The 20,557-nt window shown below is 49.6% G+C and carries 12 protein-coding genes; 4 read left to right on the forward strand and 8 right to left on the reverse strand.

Annotated elements, in window-relative coordinates; genetic code table 11:
• Positions 1–7,593: Ig-like domain-containing protein (locus NGM62_RS04180; protein WP_390936411.1), on the reverse strand; the 7,593-nt coding region annotated here is incomplete at its 3' end.
• Positions 7,594–8,395: 802 nt separating this feature from the next.
• On the opposite strand from NGM62_RS04180, the gene NGM62_RS04185 reads away from it, so the two are divergent.
• Positions 8,396–10,906, forward strand: coding sequence for a hypothetical protein (locus NGM62_RS04185; RefSeq protein ID WP_262246004.1), 2,511 nt, complete (start codon positions 8,396–8,398; stop codon positions 10,904–10,906).
• A gap of 23 nt (positions 10,907–10,929) precedes the next feature.
• Here the strand turns inward: NGM62_RS04185 and NGM62_RS04190 are convergent, their stop codons facing one another.
• The 6 genes from NGM62_RS04190 to radC form a co-directional block, all read right to left on the reverse strand.
• Positions 10,930–11,472, reverse strand: coding sequence for a hypothetical protein (locus NGM62_RS04190; RefSeq protein ID WP_262246006.1), 543 nt, complete (start codon positions 11,470–11,472; stop codon positions 10,930–10,932).
• Between the two features lie 129 nt (positions 11,473–11,601).
• Positions 11,602–13,152: a ribonuclease Y gene (rny, locus tag NGM62_RS04195; RefSeq protein ID WP_262246008.1), complete on the reverse strand. Its 1,551-nt coding sequence runs from the start codon at positions 13,150–13,152 to the stop codon at positions 11,602–11,604.
• A gap of 385 nt (positions 13,153–13,537) precedes the next feature.
• Positions 13,538–13,828, reverse strand: coding sequence for a cell division protein ZapA (locus tag NGM62_RS04200; protein ID WP_262246009.1), 291 nt, complete (start codon positions 13,826–13,828; stop codon positions 13,538–13,540).
• A gap of 36 nt (positions 13,829–13,864) precedes the next feature.
• A complete protein-coding gene (locus NGM62_RS04205) occupies positions 13,865–14,173 on the reverse strand; it encodes a hypothetical protein (RefSeq protein ID WP_262246010.1) in 309 nt (102 codons plus the stop codon).
• 60 nt (positions 14,174–14,233) lie between these two features.
• Complete coding sequence (pheT, locus tag NGM62_RS04210) at positions 14,234–16,630, reverse strand: phenylalanine--tRNA ligase subunit beta (protein WP_262246011.1); 2,397 nt, start codon at positions 16,628–16,630, stop codon at positions 14,234–14,236.
• Between the two features lie 80 nt (positions 16,631–16,710).
• Positions 16,711–17,406: a RadC family protein gene (radC, locus tag NGM62_RS04215; protein ID WP_262246012.1), complete on the reverse strand. Its 696-nt coding sequence runs from the start codon at positions 17,404–17,406 to the stop codon at positions 16,711–16,713.
• A gap of 159 nt (positions 17,407–17,565) precedes the next feature.
• Between radC and NGM62_RS04220 the strand changes: the two genes are divergently transcribed.
• The 3 genes from NGM62_RS04220 (at position 17,566) to NGM62_RS04230 (ending at position 19,475) form a co-directional block, all read left to right on the forward strand.
• Entirely contained in the window at positions 17,566–18,015 is a 450-nt protein-coding gene (locus NGM62_RS04220) for a peptidylprolyl isomerase (RefSeq protein WP_262246013.1), read from the forward strand.
• A complete protein-coding gene (locus NGM62_RS04225) occupies positions 18,012–18,431 on the forward strand; it encodes a DUF5606 family protein (RefSeq protein WP_262246015.1) in 420 nt (139 codons plus the stop codon). Before NGM62_RS04220 ends, NGM62_RS04225 begins: the two co-directional genes overlap by 4 nt.
• A 153-nt stretch (positions 18,432–18,584) precedes the next feature.
• Positions 18,585–19,475 carry an AraC family transcriptional regulator gene (locus NGM62_RS04230; protein WP_262246016.1) on the forward strand — a complete coding sequence of 297 codons (891 nt, stop codon included), beginning with the start codon at positions 18,585–18,587 and terminating at the stop codon, positions 19,473–19,475.
• A gap of 1 nt (position 19,476) precedes the next feature.
• On the opposite strand, the gene NGM62_RS04235 is transcribed toward NGM62_RS04230, so the two are convergent.
• Positions 19,477–20,472 (reverse strand): metallophosphoesterase, encoded by a 996-nt coding sequence (locus NGM62_RS04235; RefSeq protein WP_262246018.1) that lies wholly within the window; start codon positions 20,470–20,472, stop codon positions 19,477–19,479.
• Between the last annotated feature and the right edge of the window lie 85 nt (positions 20,473–20,557).

Here is a 20,557-nt window from a genome sequence, read left to right on the forward strand (position 1 = left end):
ACCCGTGGTCAGTGCAGCATCAGCCGCCAATGGCGTGCCGCCCGTGGCTGTTGTGTACCAAACCACATCACCCGTAGCACCGTCCGTAATCAGGTCGGCAACCGTAGGCCCGTCGATCTCGCAGAAAACCTGATCGCGGTTCGTCAGGTCAGGCGCAGGTGTCTCGGTGATGGTCACCTCAACTTCCGTGCGGTCAACGCTCTCGCAGTTATCGCCGATCTGCGCAGCATAGTATGTCCCCGTGGTCAGTGCAGCGTCAGCCGCCAATGGCGTACCGCCTGTAGCAACAGTGTACCAAACCACATCACCCGTAGCACCGTCCGGAATCAGGTCGGCAACCGTAGGCAGTTCGATCTCACAGAACACCTGATCGCGGTTCGTCAGGTCAGGCGCAGGTGTCTCGGTGATGGTCACCTCAACCTCAGTGCGCTCAACGCTCTCGCAATTATCGCCGATCTGCGCAGCATAGTATGTGCCCGTGGTCAGTGCAGCGTCAGCCGCCAATGGCGTACCGCCTGTAGCAACAGTGTACCAAACCACATCACCCGTAGCACCGTCATCGTTCAGGTCGGCAACCGTAGGCCCGTCGATCTCACAGAATACCTGATCGCGGTTCGTCAATGCAGGAGGCAAGGTTCCTACCACTTCGATAGTTACCGCTACACGCGGCCCTTCACAACCGGTAACCGTATTTACTTGGCTTACATACACCGTATAAAGCCCCACTGTTGCGCTGTTTACAACCGGAACATCCGTCAACGGAGTTGAAGCCGTTGCGCTTTCATAATACCTAAGCTCATGATCAGCATCTACAACCGACACGTCATAAAATACCTCTCCAGCAAGAGGTGTCTCGCAGACCTCCAAATTATTCGCAACCGGTAAACCGGGAAGTGCGTTCACCGTAATCTCAACTGGAGTACGTTCGCCGACTTCGCATGAGCCGAACCGGATCGCCTGCACATAATATGTATAAGGCGAACCAGCACTTGTCAAATTAGTAACATCAACGACGTTACCGTCCGTCGGGGCGTCATATAGTCGGTAAATCGTACAATCATCAGGTCCCGTAAGATCGATATCTTCGCCTTCACAGATCACAAACTTGTTATCATTCCCCGGTCCAAGTTCCGGTGTCGGTAATGTCCTTGATATTTCGAGCACTTCCAACGACGACAACACGGATGCAACGCCGCCATAAAGAATCTTAATCCGATCGAAGGGGCGGTCTGCGACAAAAGAAACTTCCGCTTCTTGTCCGCCCGTAAGGATGTTCACCTCCAACAGCCTATTTTCATCAATTGCATCCCCTACCGGTGTCGTACCCATGTAAGGTTGGATGGTAAACCACTTCAACACATTTGCTTCAACCAGTGCGGCTGTGTGCCGGATCTTCATCGTGATCCGATCACCAGCAATCACCGGGGTGTTGTATAAGATCTCTAACCTCGTCTGTGCGTTCACCCCCACGGCATTGTTCAGGGTGGCCACTGCACTTTCGTCACCATCCACAGCATTCCACGGGTTGTCTACGCCCACCAACGCCGAAAGTGTATTTACACCGCTAATCGGGTTTTCCACGCCGTGCAGTACATCACGGACATCGTTCTCATCACAGTCAGGCGTGCCGACTTCATGGTAATAGGCATTGTAGATACGGAACGTCTGCAATGCGCCGAGCAACGACTGCATATACACTTTAACGCCTTGATAGGCGACTACTTCATTATTATCGTCGACGGGGACAAACGTATATTCAAATACATTCACGCTACCGGCGGCATAAGCAATGTTGCTCTCCACCGCCATGGGTCGACTCACGGGGTTACCTGCGCCATCGACGGCCACTACATGCAGTCCGCCGACAACTTGGGCCAACGTGAATTGCTTACCTAACTTGACAGAGACCGCTGTACCAGCTGGAACCTGCTCGCTCCAACTTAATGTTTGCGAAGTCTGGCCTGTGAGGCCCAACAGACTAGTTCCCAGCGTTTCGCTCAATTGCGAATACGTGGTTACATCGTCTGACGCGGCATTCGTCGCCCCGGTGATGTTTCCGATAGGAATACCCAGTAATCTAGCGACTGTACCTGCGTTTGCCGCATCATTGTACACCCGGTTATACACCGGCGGACAATCCCCTGGATTATACACATTGATGATTACTGTTACGCTGGATTCACATCCTGTTGCATTTACAGCAGCTACCAACGTATAGACGTACGTTCCTGCTTCTGCAAACGGCCCAAACACGGAGCCTGAAAATCCAGTGCCGTCACTGTTATACCACGAATAGGTTACACCAGTTTCTTCCACAAACGTCGGAATATCAACTTCAACGCCGGTTTCTACCGCGTGGGTCAACGAACCACTGGTGATTTCGATTTCAGGTGCTGGGTTAATAGTTACCAATACCGGCAACGAAGCGACACTCTCACAACCTGACGCGTTGGCTACCACAACCGTGTACTCCCCACTTTGTGCAGCTACCAAATGCCGCTGAGTTTCACCCGTCAATAACTGCGGACCGCTCGTACCATCGTCCAGGTACCACGCGTAACTACTGCCCGCACCAGCATCCGAACTTTCCAAGATAACATACCCGCCCGCACACAACGTCGTTGGTCCGTCAGGTGTAATAGTCGGTTGTGCCGGTACCGGATTAACGGTGATTTCAACCGGCAGTGAAGCTGAGCTTTCACAACCATTGGTCGTTAATGCCCTAACAGTATAAACACCTGCATCCACCATTACCGCACCCGTTACCACCAACGTATTCGCTGTTTCACCAGTAAGCACAGCTCCGTCTTTATACCACTGGTAAGTTGCGCCTGTGCCGCTGGCTGTCAAGGTTACATCATCACCTTCACAAACCTCATCCGATGTTGCCGTTACCGTTGGTGCTGTTGGAATAGCTTCAACATCTACGGTAATAAACCTACCCGGCGTTTGGAAACAGGCATCATCACCTTCTAAGAATATCTCTACCTGGGTTGAACCAGCCTGGGTAAACGTATAATTAATCGAGGCCGTACCCGCCCCGTCCGCATCAGCACGACCGATTTCATTGCCATCGACATACCAGATAAAGTGGGCATTCGTAATGGAAAGAGTGGCTGGGTCGTAGCTTGCGGTAAGTGTCACCTCTTCTCCGAGACAGGCATCTATGTCACTAGCTGTTATATCAGTTGCGACAACTGGCGTACAGCTTACCGGCAGGTTGTCTGTCGCCGTTTGAGGCGGCAGCGGAGCATTGTTTTCATCTTCAAATGTGAGCGTAGCGGTATTGGAAATGGTTGTTTCTCCTATATCAACTAATGGATTCGCTATATCAACTACCAACGTTGCTGTCGCGGTAGCGCCTACGGCAAGATTACCGGCAGGAAACTCCCATGTGGTTCCATTCAACGCCCCATCACTTCCACTAGGTTGGAATGTTACATTATCAGACAGAAGTGGATCGGTAATAACTAAACTTTGTAGATCTTTATTACCCGTATTTTTAACCGTGAACGTGTAGGTAACCACATCGCCAGGTGCCGCTTGACGAAGATCATCTTGGTTGCGCCCCACCTTGGTAAACGTCACCGTTCGTACCGCAGCGACGTCGATATCCGTTCCCGGAGGAGCCGTTTCATCCGGCTGCGTGGGCGTCGTCGTATTGTCTACCGGCGGATACGATTGCACTGTAGGCTCGCCCGGCACCGTTACTTCGGCAACGTTCGATATAACGGTAACCGTTGTTAAGTTATCGTCAACCTGAACTCTGAACGTGAACGTTTTCGTTTGACCAAATGCCAGATCGAACGGACCAAACTCTACGTTCGATCCGACAAGCGTACCGCCACCAACATGTGTCGTACCTGCAGGAACAGGATCGGCGATGGTTAACCCGGTCAGATCCTGGTTGCCATCGTTGCGTACATGGATTGTATATTCAACCTCTTCACCTCCGGTCACACTGGTTATGGTGGCATCTCCACCAACCTTATAACTCTTCCATGCCACAATCGATTTATCCGGGCTGACAGGTATGATGGTTTCATTCGGCCCACTTTCGTCGGGACCATCATTCGTTGCATTTGGCGGCCACGATTTCATATCCGCCGCCGTCGGCGACGTACGAATCAACGCCATGTTAGCAATCTCGGGCACGTCCGTCAAGTCCTCATCGACATGCACTTTAAAAATAAGCGTAGTTGTACTGTTAGCCGCAACATCAATATCATTCCAGAACACAGCCGCCCCACTTAACGTACCCCCCGCATCAGCCGATCCGTCAACATAGGTAGTATGCGCAGGAATATCATCCCTTACCATCAGTCCCGTAATCGGAACGGTTGTATTATTCCTTATGTGAATAGAATAGGTAATTTCTTCACCTCCACTCACAACGGTCTGGTCGGCTGACTTCCAAATATCGACATCAAGCAGGGTCAAACGCACGGCATCGCTCAACGGCGAGGCACATACGCCGAAGGCCTGTACCGTATAATTACCGATATCGGATACCGTAAAGTTCGAAACTGTCAGACTTGCTCCCGTTTCGCCGGTGACCTCTGTGCCGTCCTTAAACCACTTATAGGTGGTTCCGGCGGGATATGTGTTCGTGATCTCTAGGGTAGCCGCATCACCCTCTTCGATGACCACGGTACCAGTCGGATCCAAAATGGGTGCCGCCAGCGGTTCCGTGACCGTAACAGTCAGGATACCGCGGGCCAGCGATTCGCAACCGTAACGCACCGGTTGGATCCAAAGCGTATGCGTACCCACGCCCAATGCCGTGATTGCGGCACCATCCAACAAGTTACCACCAAACGGTGCGTCGTATATTACATACGCCGTACCGCAGTCGTCAGGAAGCCCACTCAAGTCGATCAACTCACCTTGGCAAATTTCCAGGGAATTCAATTCGGGATTGGGCGTACCCGGCAGCTCTGTGGCCGCTTTACGGGAAACCTCAAATACGTTTAATTCCGTGACTACATTGGCTACACCGCCATAGGTTATTTTGACCCGATCGTACGGAACCGTAGTGGGTACCATCAGAACGGAATAAGAAGCGCCACCCGATAATAATCTTAAACGCAGTAAATTTTCGTCAATTACCAGGGGAGCCTCAACGGGCACGTTACCAAAGAACCGCTGGATCCGCAATTCATCGAGCAGGCCGACATCGAGGAGTGACCCCGGCTCGCCGAGGACGATCTGCAAGCTATCCCCTTCTATAGACGGCGTATTGAATACGACTTCTAGCTTACTTAAAGCCGCAACTCCTGCGATGTTCCGCATGATTGTTGCTGTCGATAAATCACGGTCAACTGCATTCCCCGCATCGATCACTCCGATTAAACCGGACGCTAAATTCAGGTTCAACAACGGTGCCTCATAGCCACCGAACACGTCGACCACATCGCCACCGGAACAGTCTGCCGCTCCCGTATTATGGTAATAAGCATCGTACACCCGAATGCTCTGCAATGCATTCACCGCAGATTCCATAATGACCTTCACACCCCGATAGGCTGTTGCAGCTCCAGTGGGTCCGGTAGGTATAAAGGTGTGTTCAAACACATTGAGTCCATTGACTGCTGCAGCTAGGTTGGGGTCAACAGACACCCGGGGTCCGATCTCGGCACCCGTGCCATCGACCGGGGCAACGTAAATCCCACCGATAACCGAGGCAACTCCATAATCCCTGGCCAATTTCACCGTAACCGGTGTCCCAGCGTTGACGTCGGTATCCCATGTCAGGGTTTGCGACGACTCGCCGGTCAGGCCGAGCAGGTTAAGGGTTTCATTGATGGTCGAATAACTCGATATATCGCCATCTGCCGCGTTGCCAGCGTCAACCACCGATCCAAGATTAATTCCCAGTAAACTCGTGGTGGTAAACGACTGGTTAGTGGCGTATGTCCTCGAAAATGCCGGCGGACAACCATCGCTGTTAACGATAACCACCACCGTGGCTGCCGATTGGCAACCCGCATCCGAGGTGGCTACAACGTAGTAAATATATACCCCCGCGGTGGGAAAATTAATGGCTCCCGTGGGTGAAAATGCGTTCCCGTTATAGTCATACCACTGTATACTACTGGTTGTCACGTTTGACACGGTCGGTGTCGGTAACGTGACGCTCCCGCCCGGTGCAATGACAAAAGTCGTCTGCGCAGGGCTGAAATTGATTTCCGGGTACGCATTCACGGTAGCATTAACGGGCACCCTGGGCGATATACAACCGGTCACCTTGTCTACAGCCTCGATATAATACGTACCGCTGGCACCAACGGTAGATGACGGCAATGCGGTTCCACCCGACGGAGCGGTATAATAATGATAATCGTAATAATCGGGCTGATAATTTGCAATGGCTGCCAACAAATTCACCGACCCGCAGCCTGTGAGTGCCGCGGCTAATTCGGTGGGATCTTCGATTACCATCACCCGTGGCAAGCGACTGACTTCATAAACCCGGAGCGACGTCAGGGCGGTTACTGTGTTGTCGAACCTCAACTCAACGCGGTCGAACGGAACGTCCACTTTAAATGCAAGTTCGTATTTTTGGGTACCGGGGAGTAAGCGAGCACTGATTAGTGCACCGTTCGCCGCGATCGGCGGTCCCACAGCCGCATCTCGATTAAATGGTTGTATCGAAAATGAAGATAAAACGCTCAGATTAAGCAATGCCCCCGGTTCTTCGACCACGACGCGGACAACCTGTCCCGGATCAGACGGCGTTGGGAATATCGTATTTAAATAAATCGTATTCAGCGCACCGACTCCGACGTTCATCGTCGCATAGTCGGTATAATCGGCATTGATAACGTTATAGGGATTGGTAACTCCACCGAGTGAGGTCAAAGCACCGATGGCTGCCGATCGCGTACCAGATAATACATCTATTGGTTGATGCTTTTCTTCACAATCCGCATACGTATAATCCTCATAAATATAAGCATGGAATAGCTGATTCGACAACAAAACGCTTAAACCATTTCCACTTAATTTGACAAATATCCCCTGGTAATCTTCATCCGGTGTAAATGTGACCTCGAATTGCCCTGTTCCATTAAGAAGATTCAATAAGGCTGCACCTGAATATTCGACCGTCAGATTGTTTGTATTATAACCGGCTCGATTCAGCAAACCAGCATTAACAGGCTCCAAATCATTAAAGTAGCCAATCTCAACATTGCTCAACAAACCCAACACCTCAGCGGGGAAAGACGACTTCACTGTAACAGGAGTATTTGCGGGTATTGTCCTAACATTCGAGTGGTTTCCGTCCGTCGTGAATTCCAAATATTGCGTGGCCGAGAGCAACCCCAGAACTCCTACCGGAACACTCAATGTAGAATGCGTTGTAACGTTCCCATCGATTGCATTTCCCGCGTCAGATACTTCGCCAGTCAGTAACCCTAAGAGATTGACCCCCGCTTCATATGTCCCCTGAAAATTAGCATAAGTCCGCTTTTGATCCTGCCCCCTCACCTCCCCAATCCAACCGGGGGAGACAAGCAACAATGGAACAAGCACAAGTGTGTAGATAAAACGCAAAAAAGAAAATTTCGGATAAGTAGATGATGTTTCCATTTAGCTATGGGATTATAACCGTAAAATTATTTATCAATAGATGCTATCTGTTGGGCCAACGCTCGTAACTCCACGGTCCTCGCAGTGAACCCTATGTTTTTCTTAGTAGGTAATGAAGCAGGCCATAAACAAGGTACCCTTCATCAATTGCTGTCCGGCAATAAATCACAAAAAATTATTGTCCAAACAAAAACGGTACGGTTATTGTAATTAACTTCTACGGTAGATGTTTTGACATTTCTGGAGAGCGGCCTCGCTCTTCGGAAGTGTCTATTTTCTCCCCATCTACAACCAAACCTCCCGTTTTATACGCAAATATAGGCTGGCACCTACACCAAACCCTTGTTCACTTTGTTCATTTTACCTGAATGCTGTTCGTTTCATTCACTTATCAATATACACCATGTTTTTCCACCTATTCTTCCTATATTTGGCACTGAAAGCCTTTTGAAATGTTTAAGTTTTCGCCCGTATGGGGAGTTATAGTGCTGGCAATCGTGGGAAGAAAGCCATCGCCATATTATCAAGTTCTAATATGTATTGAACGAAGAATATTCAAATTATTCAATGCAATAGTTACTTCGAAGGCAGTAGAAATATGATATTTTTGCGAAACCCCGGCTTGCAAAAAAAGGTAAAATCGACCGTGGGACTTCAGCTAGCGCTTCGAAAAACAAGATTCTAACGAAACACATAATGCTTATGCAACGTTTTTATAGACCGGCGATCTGAATAACGAAATCAACGTTTGAATCGAATCCGTAATTTAAGGGGTCGTTGCCTTAAACATCTACTATCTTTTATGAAAACATATCTACACACTTATTTTGATAAGTTAAAAAAAATCGTATTAACTAAAGCCGCCATTAACCAGATAGTTCCTGCAGATTGCTACCGGCTGGCATTGGAAATCAAAGATGCTACCAATAAAAGTGTAAGCGAAACAACGCTCAAGCGGGTATTTGGCTTCGCTTCATCCGCCCATCAACCGTCCATTTATACGCTGAATGCACTTGCGCAATACTGCGGATTCGAAAGCTGGGATAGTTTTTATACCGATCTGGAACAGAACAAGCTGCAAACCATGCAACAGCGAACATGGGGGAAAATTTCATTGAATGCAACAAAAATCAGCCTTTTCAACATCCAAAGCAATAAATATAAGTGCGGTATCCCGTACCATCTGACCATTGACCGAGAATACATCAATCACTTCGTTGAGCGTTTTGCAAAAAGCGGTGCAACCACAGGCATCCTTCACGGACCCGTGGGCTGTGGAAAAACAATAGGCATTTCCCGCTGGGTCGAAAAACAAATCAGCCAGGTATCCGTCGGTTCGTCCAACGATATTTACCTGTTCACAAATGGCCTGTCGTTGTTGCAAGGCACAGCATTCGGTTACCATAGCCATCGCTGGCTCGCTCACCTCCTGGGGTTTGAAACCACCGAGCACCTCGATACGTTTATGGAAGAGCACCGTAATGGGGCACCGGGAAATTTCTACCTGGTCGTCGATGAATTGCACAACGACTCAGTGTCCGATCGGCAGTTTTATATGGTAATCTGCCAGTTCATGGACATGGTCAACCATTTCGCCCAATTTAGCTGGTTCCGTATGGTGCTGATCCTACGAACCACGTCGTTGCTGAAGTACGAGAGCTTATTCAAAAAGACGGTTATCAATCCACAGTGGTTTTCCATGCAATATGGTGGCCGACCAAGGGAGGCTGCTAGTATGCCGCCATTCTCACAAACCGAACTCCAACAATTGGCTCAAAACATCAATGGCTCATTCAAGGCCTACCCCTTACAAAAAGTTCGCAATGCACAACTTATCCATACGCCCCTGTTTTTCCAATACTATTATAAATTGGTGGGCGACCGTCTAGACCCTTATCAGATTACACCCTTTGAAGAGTACCTGGCTATCACACAATACCTGAAAAAGAAAGTATTTAATGGTGTGAATACATTGAGCAAACAGTCGCTTTTGGAAGAGCTATCATCCGCGATTGAACAGCAAGATGGCCGGCTGCAGGTCAACTGGAAACAAGCTTACCCCGCCATCAGGCGACACCGCGTAGCCTACAACGACCTGCTCTATTCGGGGCTGTTGAACGAAACAAATGGCGACCTCGACATGCGCCAGCAAACTATCGTGCAATTTCAATCAGACACCATTGCGAATTACTTTATCGCCCTCGAACTATTCAACATGTATAAGGAGGCGACCGAAATCATCGACGCTTTACATAGATCACCATTCGATGACCGCTCGAAAACAGAACAGCTGAAATGGCTGCTGTTGTTCCAAATGGAATCGGCTGACTTGCAGCTGATCAACCAACTGGAAAACATATCCTTCATACACGAGGAGACGTTTGAAGTTATCACTTTCATCTGCGACGGCCTTCACAAGCTTGCCAAAGATGACACAGCTACGCGAGACAAAATAAATGAGGCGATTCAGCAAACACCGTTCATAGACTACATGCTTCGTCACATGAGCTTCCAAGTCGAATTTGAATCCTGCCTGGAAAAATTGCTCTATTTCAACCTAACAGAAATGCATGAAATTTACGCGCGTGGCAAGCTCGCTACTATCGCGTTGCTGAAATGGGACGAAGAAGCGCTACTCGAACAACTCGAGCACTTGGCTGCCTTGCCCCCGGAAGCATATACGGCGTTTGCAATCAACCCGATTCTTTTGTTAACTTATCTCTACCAGCACTTCAAAGGGGGAGGCATCGATCAACAGGTCTTAGTCGAACTAAACACCCTGTCTACTCGCCTGCCATTGGCAAAAACGCTGGCGGCACCCTTCTTTATCGACGTGTTGCTATACTTATACATCAAGATATCCGGAAATACTGCGATCGCATTCCCCTATCTGGAACTCTTCGACACACGATTTAAGAAAATAAAACAAACAAATCGTTTCGAAGTCGATGTTGAGACGCTTATCCGTGCGTTTTATCGTTGGGAGAGTGGCGATGTTGAACAGGCGATATCGGACGTCAGGAAGCTGTCGATATACAAGTATGATAACCCTACTTACCGCCTCATGCATGCTGTCTTCCAATTGCAAACGGGCAATTGCGACAAAGAAAAAGACCTGGTAGAAATCGGCCGACGTGCCATTGCCCTGTGTGAAGCCCGCGACTTGAAATTGGTTGAGGCATACTGCCGAATCCTTATCCTGGAGCGTGTACCGAAAGAAGAGCGCCTCGGTCATATCAACAACCTCAAATTCCAGTTTACGGCCTATGGATATAAGGCAGGATTGGGTGCCTTATCCCAGCGATATGGGTAATCGGTGGTTAGTAACCGAGATAATCAGTAAGGTATCCTCAATTTCTGGAATACAAAATGCCAGAGCCAAATAGGTCCCAGCAACAGCAGTTTGAGGAAGCTACGGAACGGTACTGCAACTTTTTCCATATTCTTGCCAAGGTATAACGCCAGCAACGAAGCCATCAACAGGCAGGCACATACCGACCATACCGCGGGGCCGCCGCCCTGTTCCACGTACTCCAATTGGACGATTAAAAAGCTATATACCCCAATGGTAACAAACATGGCATAAGATAAGGTCGGCGCCAAACGCAGGTAGTAATACACCACACCGGCAATAAAAAACGAGCCCCAATTGAGGAATGTATCATAACCATACTTCTTCAGGAGCGCAATTTCGGGAAAGGGCACCATCCATACCAACCCCAAGATCGAAAACGCGAAAACAGGGATAGCTATCCATTGGATTACCCGGTTTACCGGGTGCCGGTATTGCTGGTTGAAGGCATCGAAATAAACCTCCACCGGCCGTTTGGGCACTTCCTGTCCCTTCTTTTTCTTCTTTACTCCTGACTTACGACTCACGCTTACCACTAACCATTGACAATTAACAATTAACCATTGACAATTAACCATTAACAATTAACAATTAACCATTAACAATTAACCATTAACAATTAACCATTAACCATTAACCATTAACCATTAACTTAACTACTTTGCATAAGAGACCGAACGCGTCTCCCGGATCACGGTCACTTTAATCTGCCCGGGATAAGTCATCTCCGTTTGGATACGGGTGGATATATCGGCTGCAAGCAGCTCGGCCTGCTGGTCGGAGACCCGCTCGCTCTCCACTACCACGCGCAATTCGCGGCCTGCCTGGATGGCAAAGGTCTTCTCTACACCAGGGTAAGAGAGAGCCAGTTCTTCCAACTCTTTGAGCCGTTTGATATAGTTCTCTACTACCTCCCTGCGGGCGCCCGGCCGTGCACCTGAAATGGCATCACAGGCCTGGACAACCGGCGATATCAAAGATGTCATCTCAATCTCGTCGTGGTGCGCACCGATGGCATTGCATACTTCGGGGTGCTCCTTGTACTTCTCGGCCAGTTGCATACCCAGGATGGCGTGTGGCAATTCGGGGTTATCGTCAGGCACCTTACCGATGTCGTGCAGCAATCCGGCCCGCTTGGCCAATTTCACATTGAGCCCCAGTTCAGAGGCCATGGTAGCAGCAAAATTGGCCACTTCACGTGAGTGTTGCAAGAGGTTCTGCCCATACGATGAGCGGTAGCGCATCCGCCCCACCATCCGTATCAGTTCCGGGTGAAGCCCATGGATACCGAGGTCGATAACCGTCCGTTCGCCGATCTCCACAATCTCATCCTCTATCTGTCTCTTGGTCTTAGCCACCACCTCTTCGATACGCGCGGGGTGTATACGCCCATCTGTTACCAAGCGGTGCAATGCCAACCGTGCAATTTCCCGCCGTACGGGGTCAAATCCCGATAGGATAATGGCTTCTGGTGTATCGTCAACGATAATTTCTACCCCCGTGGCGGCCTCCAGTGCACGGATATTGCGTCCTTCACGGCCTATGATGCGTCCTTTGATCTCGTCATTTTCTATATTGAAAATAGAAACCGTATTTTCAATGGCACTCTCGGTAGCCGTGCGCTGTATCGTTTGGATGACTACCTTTTTTGCTTCTTTAGTAGCGGTGAGTTTGGCTTCGTCTACAATGTCTTTAATCTGTATAATGGCCTTGGAGCGTGCTTCTTCTTTGAGGTTCTCAATGAGCTGCGCTCTTGCATCTTCAGCCGACAGGCCAGCTATGGTTTCCAATTGCTTGATGTGCTGGGCTTTGAGTTGCTCCACTTCTGTCTGCTTCTTCTCGTTGATTTCAGTAAGCCGCTCCAGGTTTTTGCGTTGGTTTTCCACCTCCTGTTTTTCGCGATTCAGGTTTTCCAGCTTTTGATTAAGCGATTGTTCCTTTTGCCGGATACTGTTTTCACGCTGATTGAGGGTATTATTTTTCTGATTGGTTTCTTTCTCATGCTCCGCTTTCAGCTGCAAGAATTTTTCCTTTGCCTCCAGCTGGCGCTGCTTCTTCAGGTGTTCACCGGCCTGCTCGGCTTCCTTGAGTATCTTCTTGGCCTTGTTTTGGGCAGCCACCTCTTGCCGCTTAAACAGCATGCGCAGTGCGAAGCGGCCAACAACCACCCCCACTGCAAAGGCTATAATGATATATATGATTTCCATCTTTTGCTTGTTTGTGTTTCTATGCTACTCTTTAATTGCTACTCTTTAATCTTTAATCCTTACTCTTTGATCTTTAATCCTTGCTCCTCAATCCTTACTCCTTGCTCCTCAATCCTTACTCCTCAATCCTTACTCCTTGCTCTTACCCTATAGCCGACCTCATAAATTTTGGCACAAAAAAACCGCAATTAAATGAATCGGGTCTCATGTATCATAAACTTCATCTACACAGGTTTAGCGTATTGATCCTGACCAGATGGCTTTCGCAAAATGGCCTACATCTCATTTACGCTTTGCATATTGAAGCGTTAAGTTTAAAATAGTGAAACCCGAATTTAACTGCGGTTAAATCGTTGTTTAAAGCTCTATTCTATTAATAAGAACGTTATTTGTTAAAAAATTCAGTCAACATGCCATCCAATTCATCCACCGCTTTCGCGATCCCCGCTCCATCTGCGCTTGTCTTCCGTTCAGCTTTCAGCATACCAGTGGCATAATGGAGCACACACATCGATAGTAAATCCTGCTTATCTCTTACAGCGTAATTTTCCTGAAATTCTTTAATCCTGTCGTTTATCAATTTTGCCGCTCGCCGGATCACCTCCTCTTCGGCCATATCCACCCGCAAGGGGTAAATCCGGTCTGCGATGTTTATTTTTATGGAAATTTCTCCCATGTTTGAGCTAATTCACTACACTTCACGCATCGCACGTTACCTGAGCAACTCGATACACTTATCTATTTCTCGCACAAAATCGTTAATTTTTTGTTTTGTGTCAAGTATTTTTTCATTTATACCAGCCTGATCCACCTCCACATCGTCCAACGAACGGGCCACCGCAAGGGCTTTCACTTTCTCTTCCAGTTGCTTATTCTTGTCGGTACCGGTATCCACCGCTACTTTCAACGACTGTACTTCTAGTTTCAACAAATCATTCTCCGCCCGCAGAGACTCGCATAAATCCAATAATCTACGCGTATTCTGCACCACCCCTGCCAATTGTTCGACTAATGATGACATTGTTGTCTCTTTGCTGTTGTCTCTTTGCTATTTGCTTATTTGCTAAACCTAGCTTCCAACTCAGCTCCGCACCTCTGCTCCCGCTTCTTTTTCAAAATTAGCAATTAATTTCTTAACAATGGCATCAATTTGTTTGTCATTTAGGGTTCCCTCTTCATCTTGCAGCACAAAATGCAGCGCGTACGATTTCTTACCTTCAGGCAATTTGTCTCCCTTATAGACATCAAACACAGAAATGCCTTTAAGTAGTTTACGCTCGGTACGCTCGGCAATCCGTTTGAGTGTGCTGAAGGTTACGTCAGCATCAATCAAGAGTGAAAGATCACGCCGCACAGCCGGATACTTAGCTATCCCACTGAAGGTAATCTTATTTTTACGTATGGCTCTGAGAATAGCCTCCCAGTCGAAATCTGCATAATATACGTCGCCCGAAACATCGGCTTTCGAGAGGGCCTTTTGATCGACCGCACCGAACGACACCAGCACCTTTCCGCCCCGCTCATAGCTTACCCCGTAAGCAAAATGCGCCTCCGGTGCATCGGCTTCCTGCCAGCCTAAGACATTGAGCCGCCCTAAAATACCGTCGACCGCTGCTTTAATATCGTAAAAAGAGGTCTGCTTAGCTGCATGGTTCCACTGTTGGGGCAAACGGCTCCCCGTTACCGCCAGTGCAAGGTGTTGCCGCTCGTTGTACCCATCGCCATCAACGCGGTATGTTGTGCCGAATTCGAAGAACTTCAAGTCGGGGTGCTTACGTTTCTGATTGTAGGCAACGGCTTCCAACATGGAAAACAGCAGGTTCTGCCGCATCGTGTCCAAATCGGTGCTCAGCGGGTTCAGGATACGTACCGCCACCGCCGGGTCATCGACATAATCCAGCCTGGTCAACGAGTTGGATAAGATTTCTCTGAACCCATTACCAATCAGGAGATCAGCGACCTGGTTCTGCACCACTTCTTTATCAGGTTTGGTCGATGTATTGAGGGAAGCCCGGATTTCATTGCCGATTTCGACGTTGTTATAGCCGTAGATACGGAGCACCTCTTCGATGATATCAACTTCGCGTGTCACATCCACCTTATAAGGTGGTACCTCAACGGTCAATACGCCGTCAACTTCATCTACCACCTTGATACCCAATGCCTCGATAATCGTTCTGATCTCGCCATCGGGTATGGTCTTTCCGACGAGCCGGCATACTTCGGCATATCTTACACCGAACGTAAATGGCTGGATGGGCTTGGGGTATATATCAGACACGGCGGTAACTATCTTTCCGCCCGTCAGCTCTGCAATCAGCAATGCAGCCCTTTTCAACGCCACCACGGTTATGTCGGGATCGGTACCGCGCTCGAACCTGAAGGACGCATCGGTTTTCAATGCGTGCCGCTTTGATGTTTTGCGGACCGACACCGGGTTGAAATAAGCGCTCTCTAAAAATACGCGGGTAGTGCCCTCCGTTACACCCGAATGAAGCCCACCGAACACACCTGCGATACACAACGGCTTTTCAGCGTCACAGATCATCAGATCCTCCGTATGCAACTTGCGTTCCACGCCATCCAGGGTAATGAACGGCTCATCAGGCTTGGCTTGCCGGACAGTCACCCGGCCCCCTGCCAATTGATCGGCGTCGAATGCGTGCAGCGGCTGCCCCAATTCATGGAGCACATAATTCGTTACGTCAACGACATTGTTTATCGGGCGCACACCAATGGCTTGCAGCCGCTCCCGGAGCCACTGGGGTGATTCGCCCACCTGTACGCCGCTAATGGTCGCCGACGTATACCTCGGGCAGGCGTCTGCATTTTCCACCGTAACGGGGATCGGCGGCTCCTCCCCTTCCGCGAAAGCGGATACGTCCGGCATACGGTAACGGCTGCGAAAGAAAGCTGCCACATCCCGGGCCACCCCCAAATGCGATGCGGCATCCGAGCGGTTCGGGGTTAGGCCTATTTCAAAAACATAATCGTCTTCCAACCCGAAATACGTTTTGGCCGACGTACCTATGGGGGCATCATCAGCCAGCACCATAATACCGTCGTGCGCCGTCCCGAGGCCCACTTCGTCTTCGCCGCAAATCATCCCTTCTGAAACCTCACCACGTATTTTCGATTTATTGATTTTGAACGGGTCGCCACTAATCGGATATACTGTGGTACCCACGGTAGCCACCACCACCCGTTGGCCTGCAGCCACATTGGGTGCTCCGCAGACAATATGCAACGGCTCTCCAGCTCCGACATCCACCGTGGTTACCTTCAGGCGATCAGCGTTGGGGTGCTGTTCGCACGTTTTCACTTCACCGACCACCAACCCTTCCAGCCCTCCGGGTATGCGTTGTACTACATCCAGTGCTTCTACCTCGAGCCCGATGTCCGTAAGAATCGCCGATAGCTCCTCCGGTGTGCGGTCGGTCTGTATAAAGTCTTTGAGCCAACTATATGATATGTTCATCCTGATTTCGGAATTTGTGCAAACTTAGATTTTTTTTCTTGTTTCTCAAATTCGCTGGAATGCGACACCGGATCAAAATATCACAGCAACCCATCATCGCGGAAGCTGTAATAACCGGCATCGGTAAAAATGAGATGGTCATTGATGGAAAGATCAAACAGTTTGCCGGCTTCCGCCAGCTTCTTGGTCAACTGGACATCCATGGTGCTGGGTTTGAGCGACCCCGACGGATGATTATGTGTAAGGACGATCGACGTAGCCCTGTATTCCAATGCTAGGCGCAGTACCTGCTTGACATCTACCGGGGTAAAATCGTTACCTCCCTTCCCTATCAATTGCTTGGCAATAAGCTTGCATCCGCCACTAAGGTACAACACCCAAAACTCTTCGTAGGGCAGATCATAGTACAAATGGGCGATATGGTCGTAGACCCGCTTGCTACTGTTGAGAACCGGGCGCTCTTCTTCCTTTTGTTCCTTACGGCGTCTGCCAAGCTCGAGTGCGGCAACGATGCTGATTGCCTTGGCTTCACCGACACCCTTATAGCGGCAGAGCTCGGCCACTGAAAGCCGCGACAGCTCATTGAGGTCGTTCCCCTGGTCGTACAGGATACGCCGGCAGAGCTCCACTGCCGACTCATCGCGCGAGCCGCTGCCGATGAGTATCGCCAACAACTCAGCATCGGAAAGTGCACGCCGCCCCCGCTCCAATAATTTCTCCCTGGGCCGGTCTGCTTCCGCCCAGGCTTTGATGGAAACACGCGATAGATTATCCATAGGTATAAAAAAATGTAAGTTTATTATATCGGCACCCAAACATAGCCAAAGTTCGGCAGGTTTCAAAACCCGGGCAGCTTTTCCTGAAGCACATAAAGAGCCTGCCAAACTTGTTTTTATTAACATGCTTTCCTAAGTTTGCGGTCCAAAAATAAAAAGATGAGCAAAGCGATTATCAAAACCGAAAAAGGTGACCTGACGGTTCAATTTTACGATGCGGATGCCCCGGGTACGGTGGCTAACTTTTTGAAGCTGGCTAAGTCGGGTTATTACGATGGCGTAACATTTCACCGTGTTATCCCCGATTTCGTCATCCAGGGTGGCGATCCTACGGGTACCGGTGCCGGCGGGCCGGGCTATTCCATCAAATGTGAATTGGATGGCGATAACCAATACCACGACCGGGGCGTACTTTCCATGGCTCACCGTGGCCGCGACACGGGTGGTTCGCAGTTTTTCATCTGCCACAGCCGTAACAATACGGCGCACCTCGACAGGAACCACACCTGCTTCGGCAAAGTCGTTGAAAACATCGATGTAATCGACGAAATCCGACAGGGCGATAAGATATTGGGCGTCGATATCATCGAGGAGGATACTGTATCATGAATTTAAAAGCGCTGGTATCGGTTACAGGCAAGCCCGGCTTGTTTAAACTAGTTGACCAGAACAAAAGCGGCTTCGTCCTGGAAACCCTTGATGAGCAGAAGATAAAGTCCGTCGTCAATCTAGCTACCACCAAGATGGCTACCTTAGAAGACATCACCATTTATGGTGATGACGAGGATATGAAACTCTTGGACATCCTGGAGCGCATGAAAGCAAAGGGTGACGTGCCCGATAGCAAGTCAGACGGAAAGACGTTGCGCGAATTTTTCCGGGAGGTAGCGCCAGGGCACGACGAAGGCCGCGTGTACAGCTCAGACATCAAGAAAATTATCACTTGGTACGGGATTATCAAGGAATTACCGCTCTTTGATGAAGAGCCCGAGCCGGGCGCCGGTAGCCAGGACGGCTCCGAATAGCATCCTATCCATACGTTGCCGCTGGTTGCCTAGGTGCTGTGAGCTTGCTGTAAGGGTGCCGCAGACAGCCGATTATCCGTGGATTTTCCGTACATTTGACTGAGTCAAGCTGTGAACCATGGTCACTCAGAAATGTCCAAACGCCAATTACTCATGGAAAGCCCGAAAATAAAAGACGGATTTGACGGCGAAAAGCTGATTAGCCTGCCACCCAGTGTCTACCGGAATGCGTCGGTGGACAATCCGCTGTTGAGCCAGCTTTTTATCACCCATATCGGCTATTTTCCCAATGCATCCTTCCATTACCGCGAACGCCAAAATGGCTGCCCGGATAATATCCTCATTTATTGCCTCAACGGGAAAGGCTGGTTTGAAATCGGCAATCGGCGATACATCATCCGGCCAAACCAGTTTTTCCATGTTCCCGCCTGTACCGAATACATGCGCTATGGTGCCGATAAGGACGACCCCTGGACTATCTATTGGGTGCATTATTCCGGCCGGGACATGGACACCTTCAACAAGTCATTGAATATCAATAAAGAAAACGGACCGATAGACATCGTCTTCAACGAAAAGGCACTGGCGATATGGGAAAACATGTACGAAAGCCTTGAACTGGGATACAGTAGAGATAACCTCTGCAATGCCAACCTCTGCCTGTACCATTTCCTGGCTACCTTTTTTTATCCCGAAAAGCACATGAAGTCGGAGGCCGAACCCGATTTCATTACGAAAACGACCCAATACATGCGCGCCAATATCGAAAACCGGCTGACCGTGGACAACTTCGCAGCCATCCACAACCTCTCGGCGTCTCATTTTTCGTCGCTATTCCGTAAATCCACGGGCATGTCGCCCATGGACTATTTCATCCAAATGAAAATGCAGCGTGCGTGCCAGCTGCTCTACAATGAAAAATATCGGATCAAAGAAGTGGCACATGCGGTAGGATACGGAGACCAGTATTTCTTTTCACGCATCTTCAAGCAGCTCATGGGCGTGTCGCCAGTACAGTACCGGGCACAGCGGCAAAAGAAATGATTCAGAACTGCACGCCTTCAAAAGCAAACTGCTGGTCGGCAGCGGTCTTGTAGGCGTCTATATACGGTGAATACGCCTTCACGGATATCGTCTTCGCACCGGGGTCGATAGTGACGATGCGCAAGAAGCCATTGCCCCCGTTTTCCGAACCCTCCACTCCCGATTGGTAATTGCCAAGCATCTGGTACACCGTGTTACCGTGTACGCCAGTGCTGGCCAGCCTGCCTGTGCCGTCGTGGAGCACGTGGCCACTGAACGTCATCAAAATATTGCCGTACTGGCTCACCAGCTTCTGCCACATCATCTCCCCGTCGTTGACCGCGTCATCGCCCGTATCCTTTCCCACACCGTAGTGCTGCGGCACCCAGGAGTGGCCGCTGTCGATGTTCATACGCGTATCGTCCGAATACATATAATCGTGGGTATTGATGATCACCTTGTGGTCCGGATGTGCCTCGATGACCTCTCCAGCCCATTGCAACACGCCGTTACGGGTACCGAATTCGAGCGACAGGATCAGCCAATCCAGTCCGCCGGCATGGAAGGTATGGTACGTATTCTCCATACTTCCCCGCTCAAACGCACCGCCGAAATTGGGCGTTTTGCTATATTTATCGTACGGGAGGTACGTGTTCAAATACGTCGCATCCCGTTCGCTGGCGCTCCCTTTCGGACCGAGGTCGTGGTTGCCCGGTACAAAGGTATACGGCACTTTGCCATCCATCACGGCCAGTGCCGCCGACGCATTCTGCCACTCCGCCTCCGAATTGTGGTCCGTGATGTCGCCCTGGTGCAGCACGAACGCGATGCTATCGGCGTTCTCCGCAATCCACTCCGTCTGCGCACGGAATATCTCGGGGTAAGAATGGGAATAGACCTGCGTATCGGGCAGCAGCACGAGTTTGAATGGTTTCGGTTGTTCCGTACAGGCTGCCAGCACGCAGACAGATACCGCCAGCATGGCGATTAACGATGGTTGTTTCTTACGAATGTTCATGATTTAACTGTTTATGATTTAACTGTGTAATGTCGATAACCTCAAGGCAATGTAGGGTAAGTTACGAATCATCTCCCAAAAACTC

Origin of the sequence: Parapedobacter soli (genome assembly GCF_025460835.1) — a bacterium.
Classification (GTDB): Bacteria; Bacteroidota; Bacteroidia; order Sphingobacteriales; family Sphingobacteriaceae; genus Parapedobacter; species Parapedobacter soli.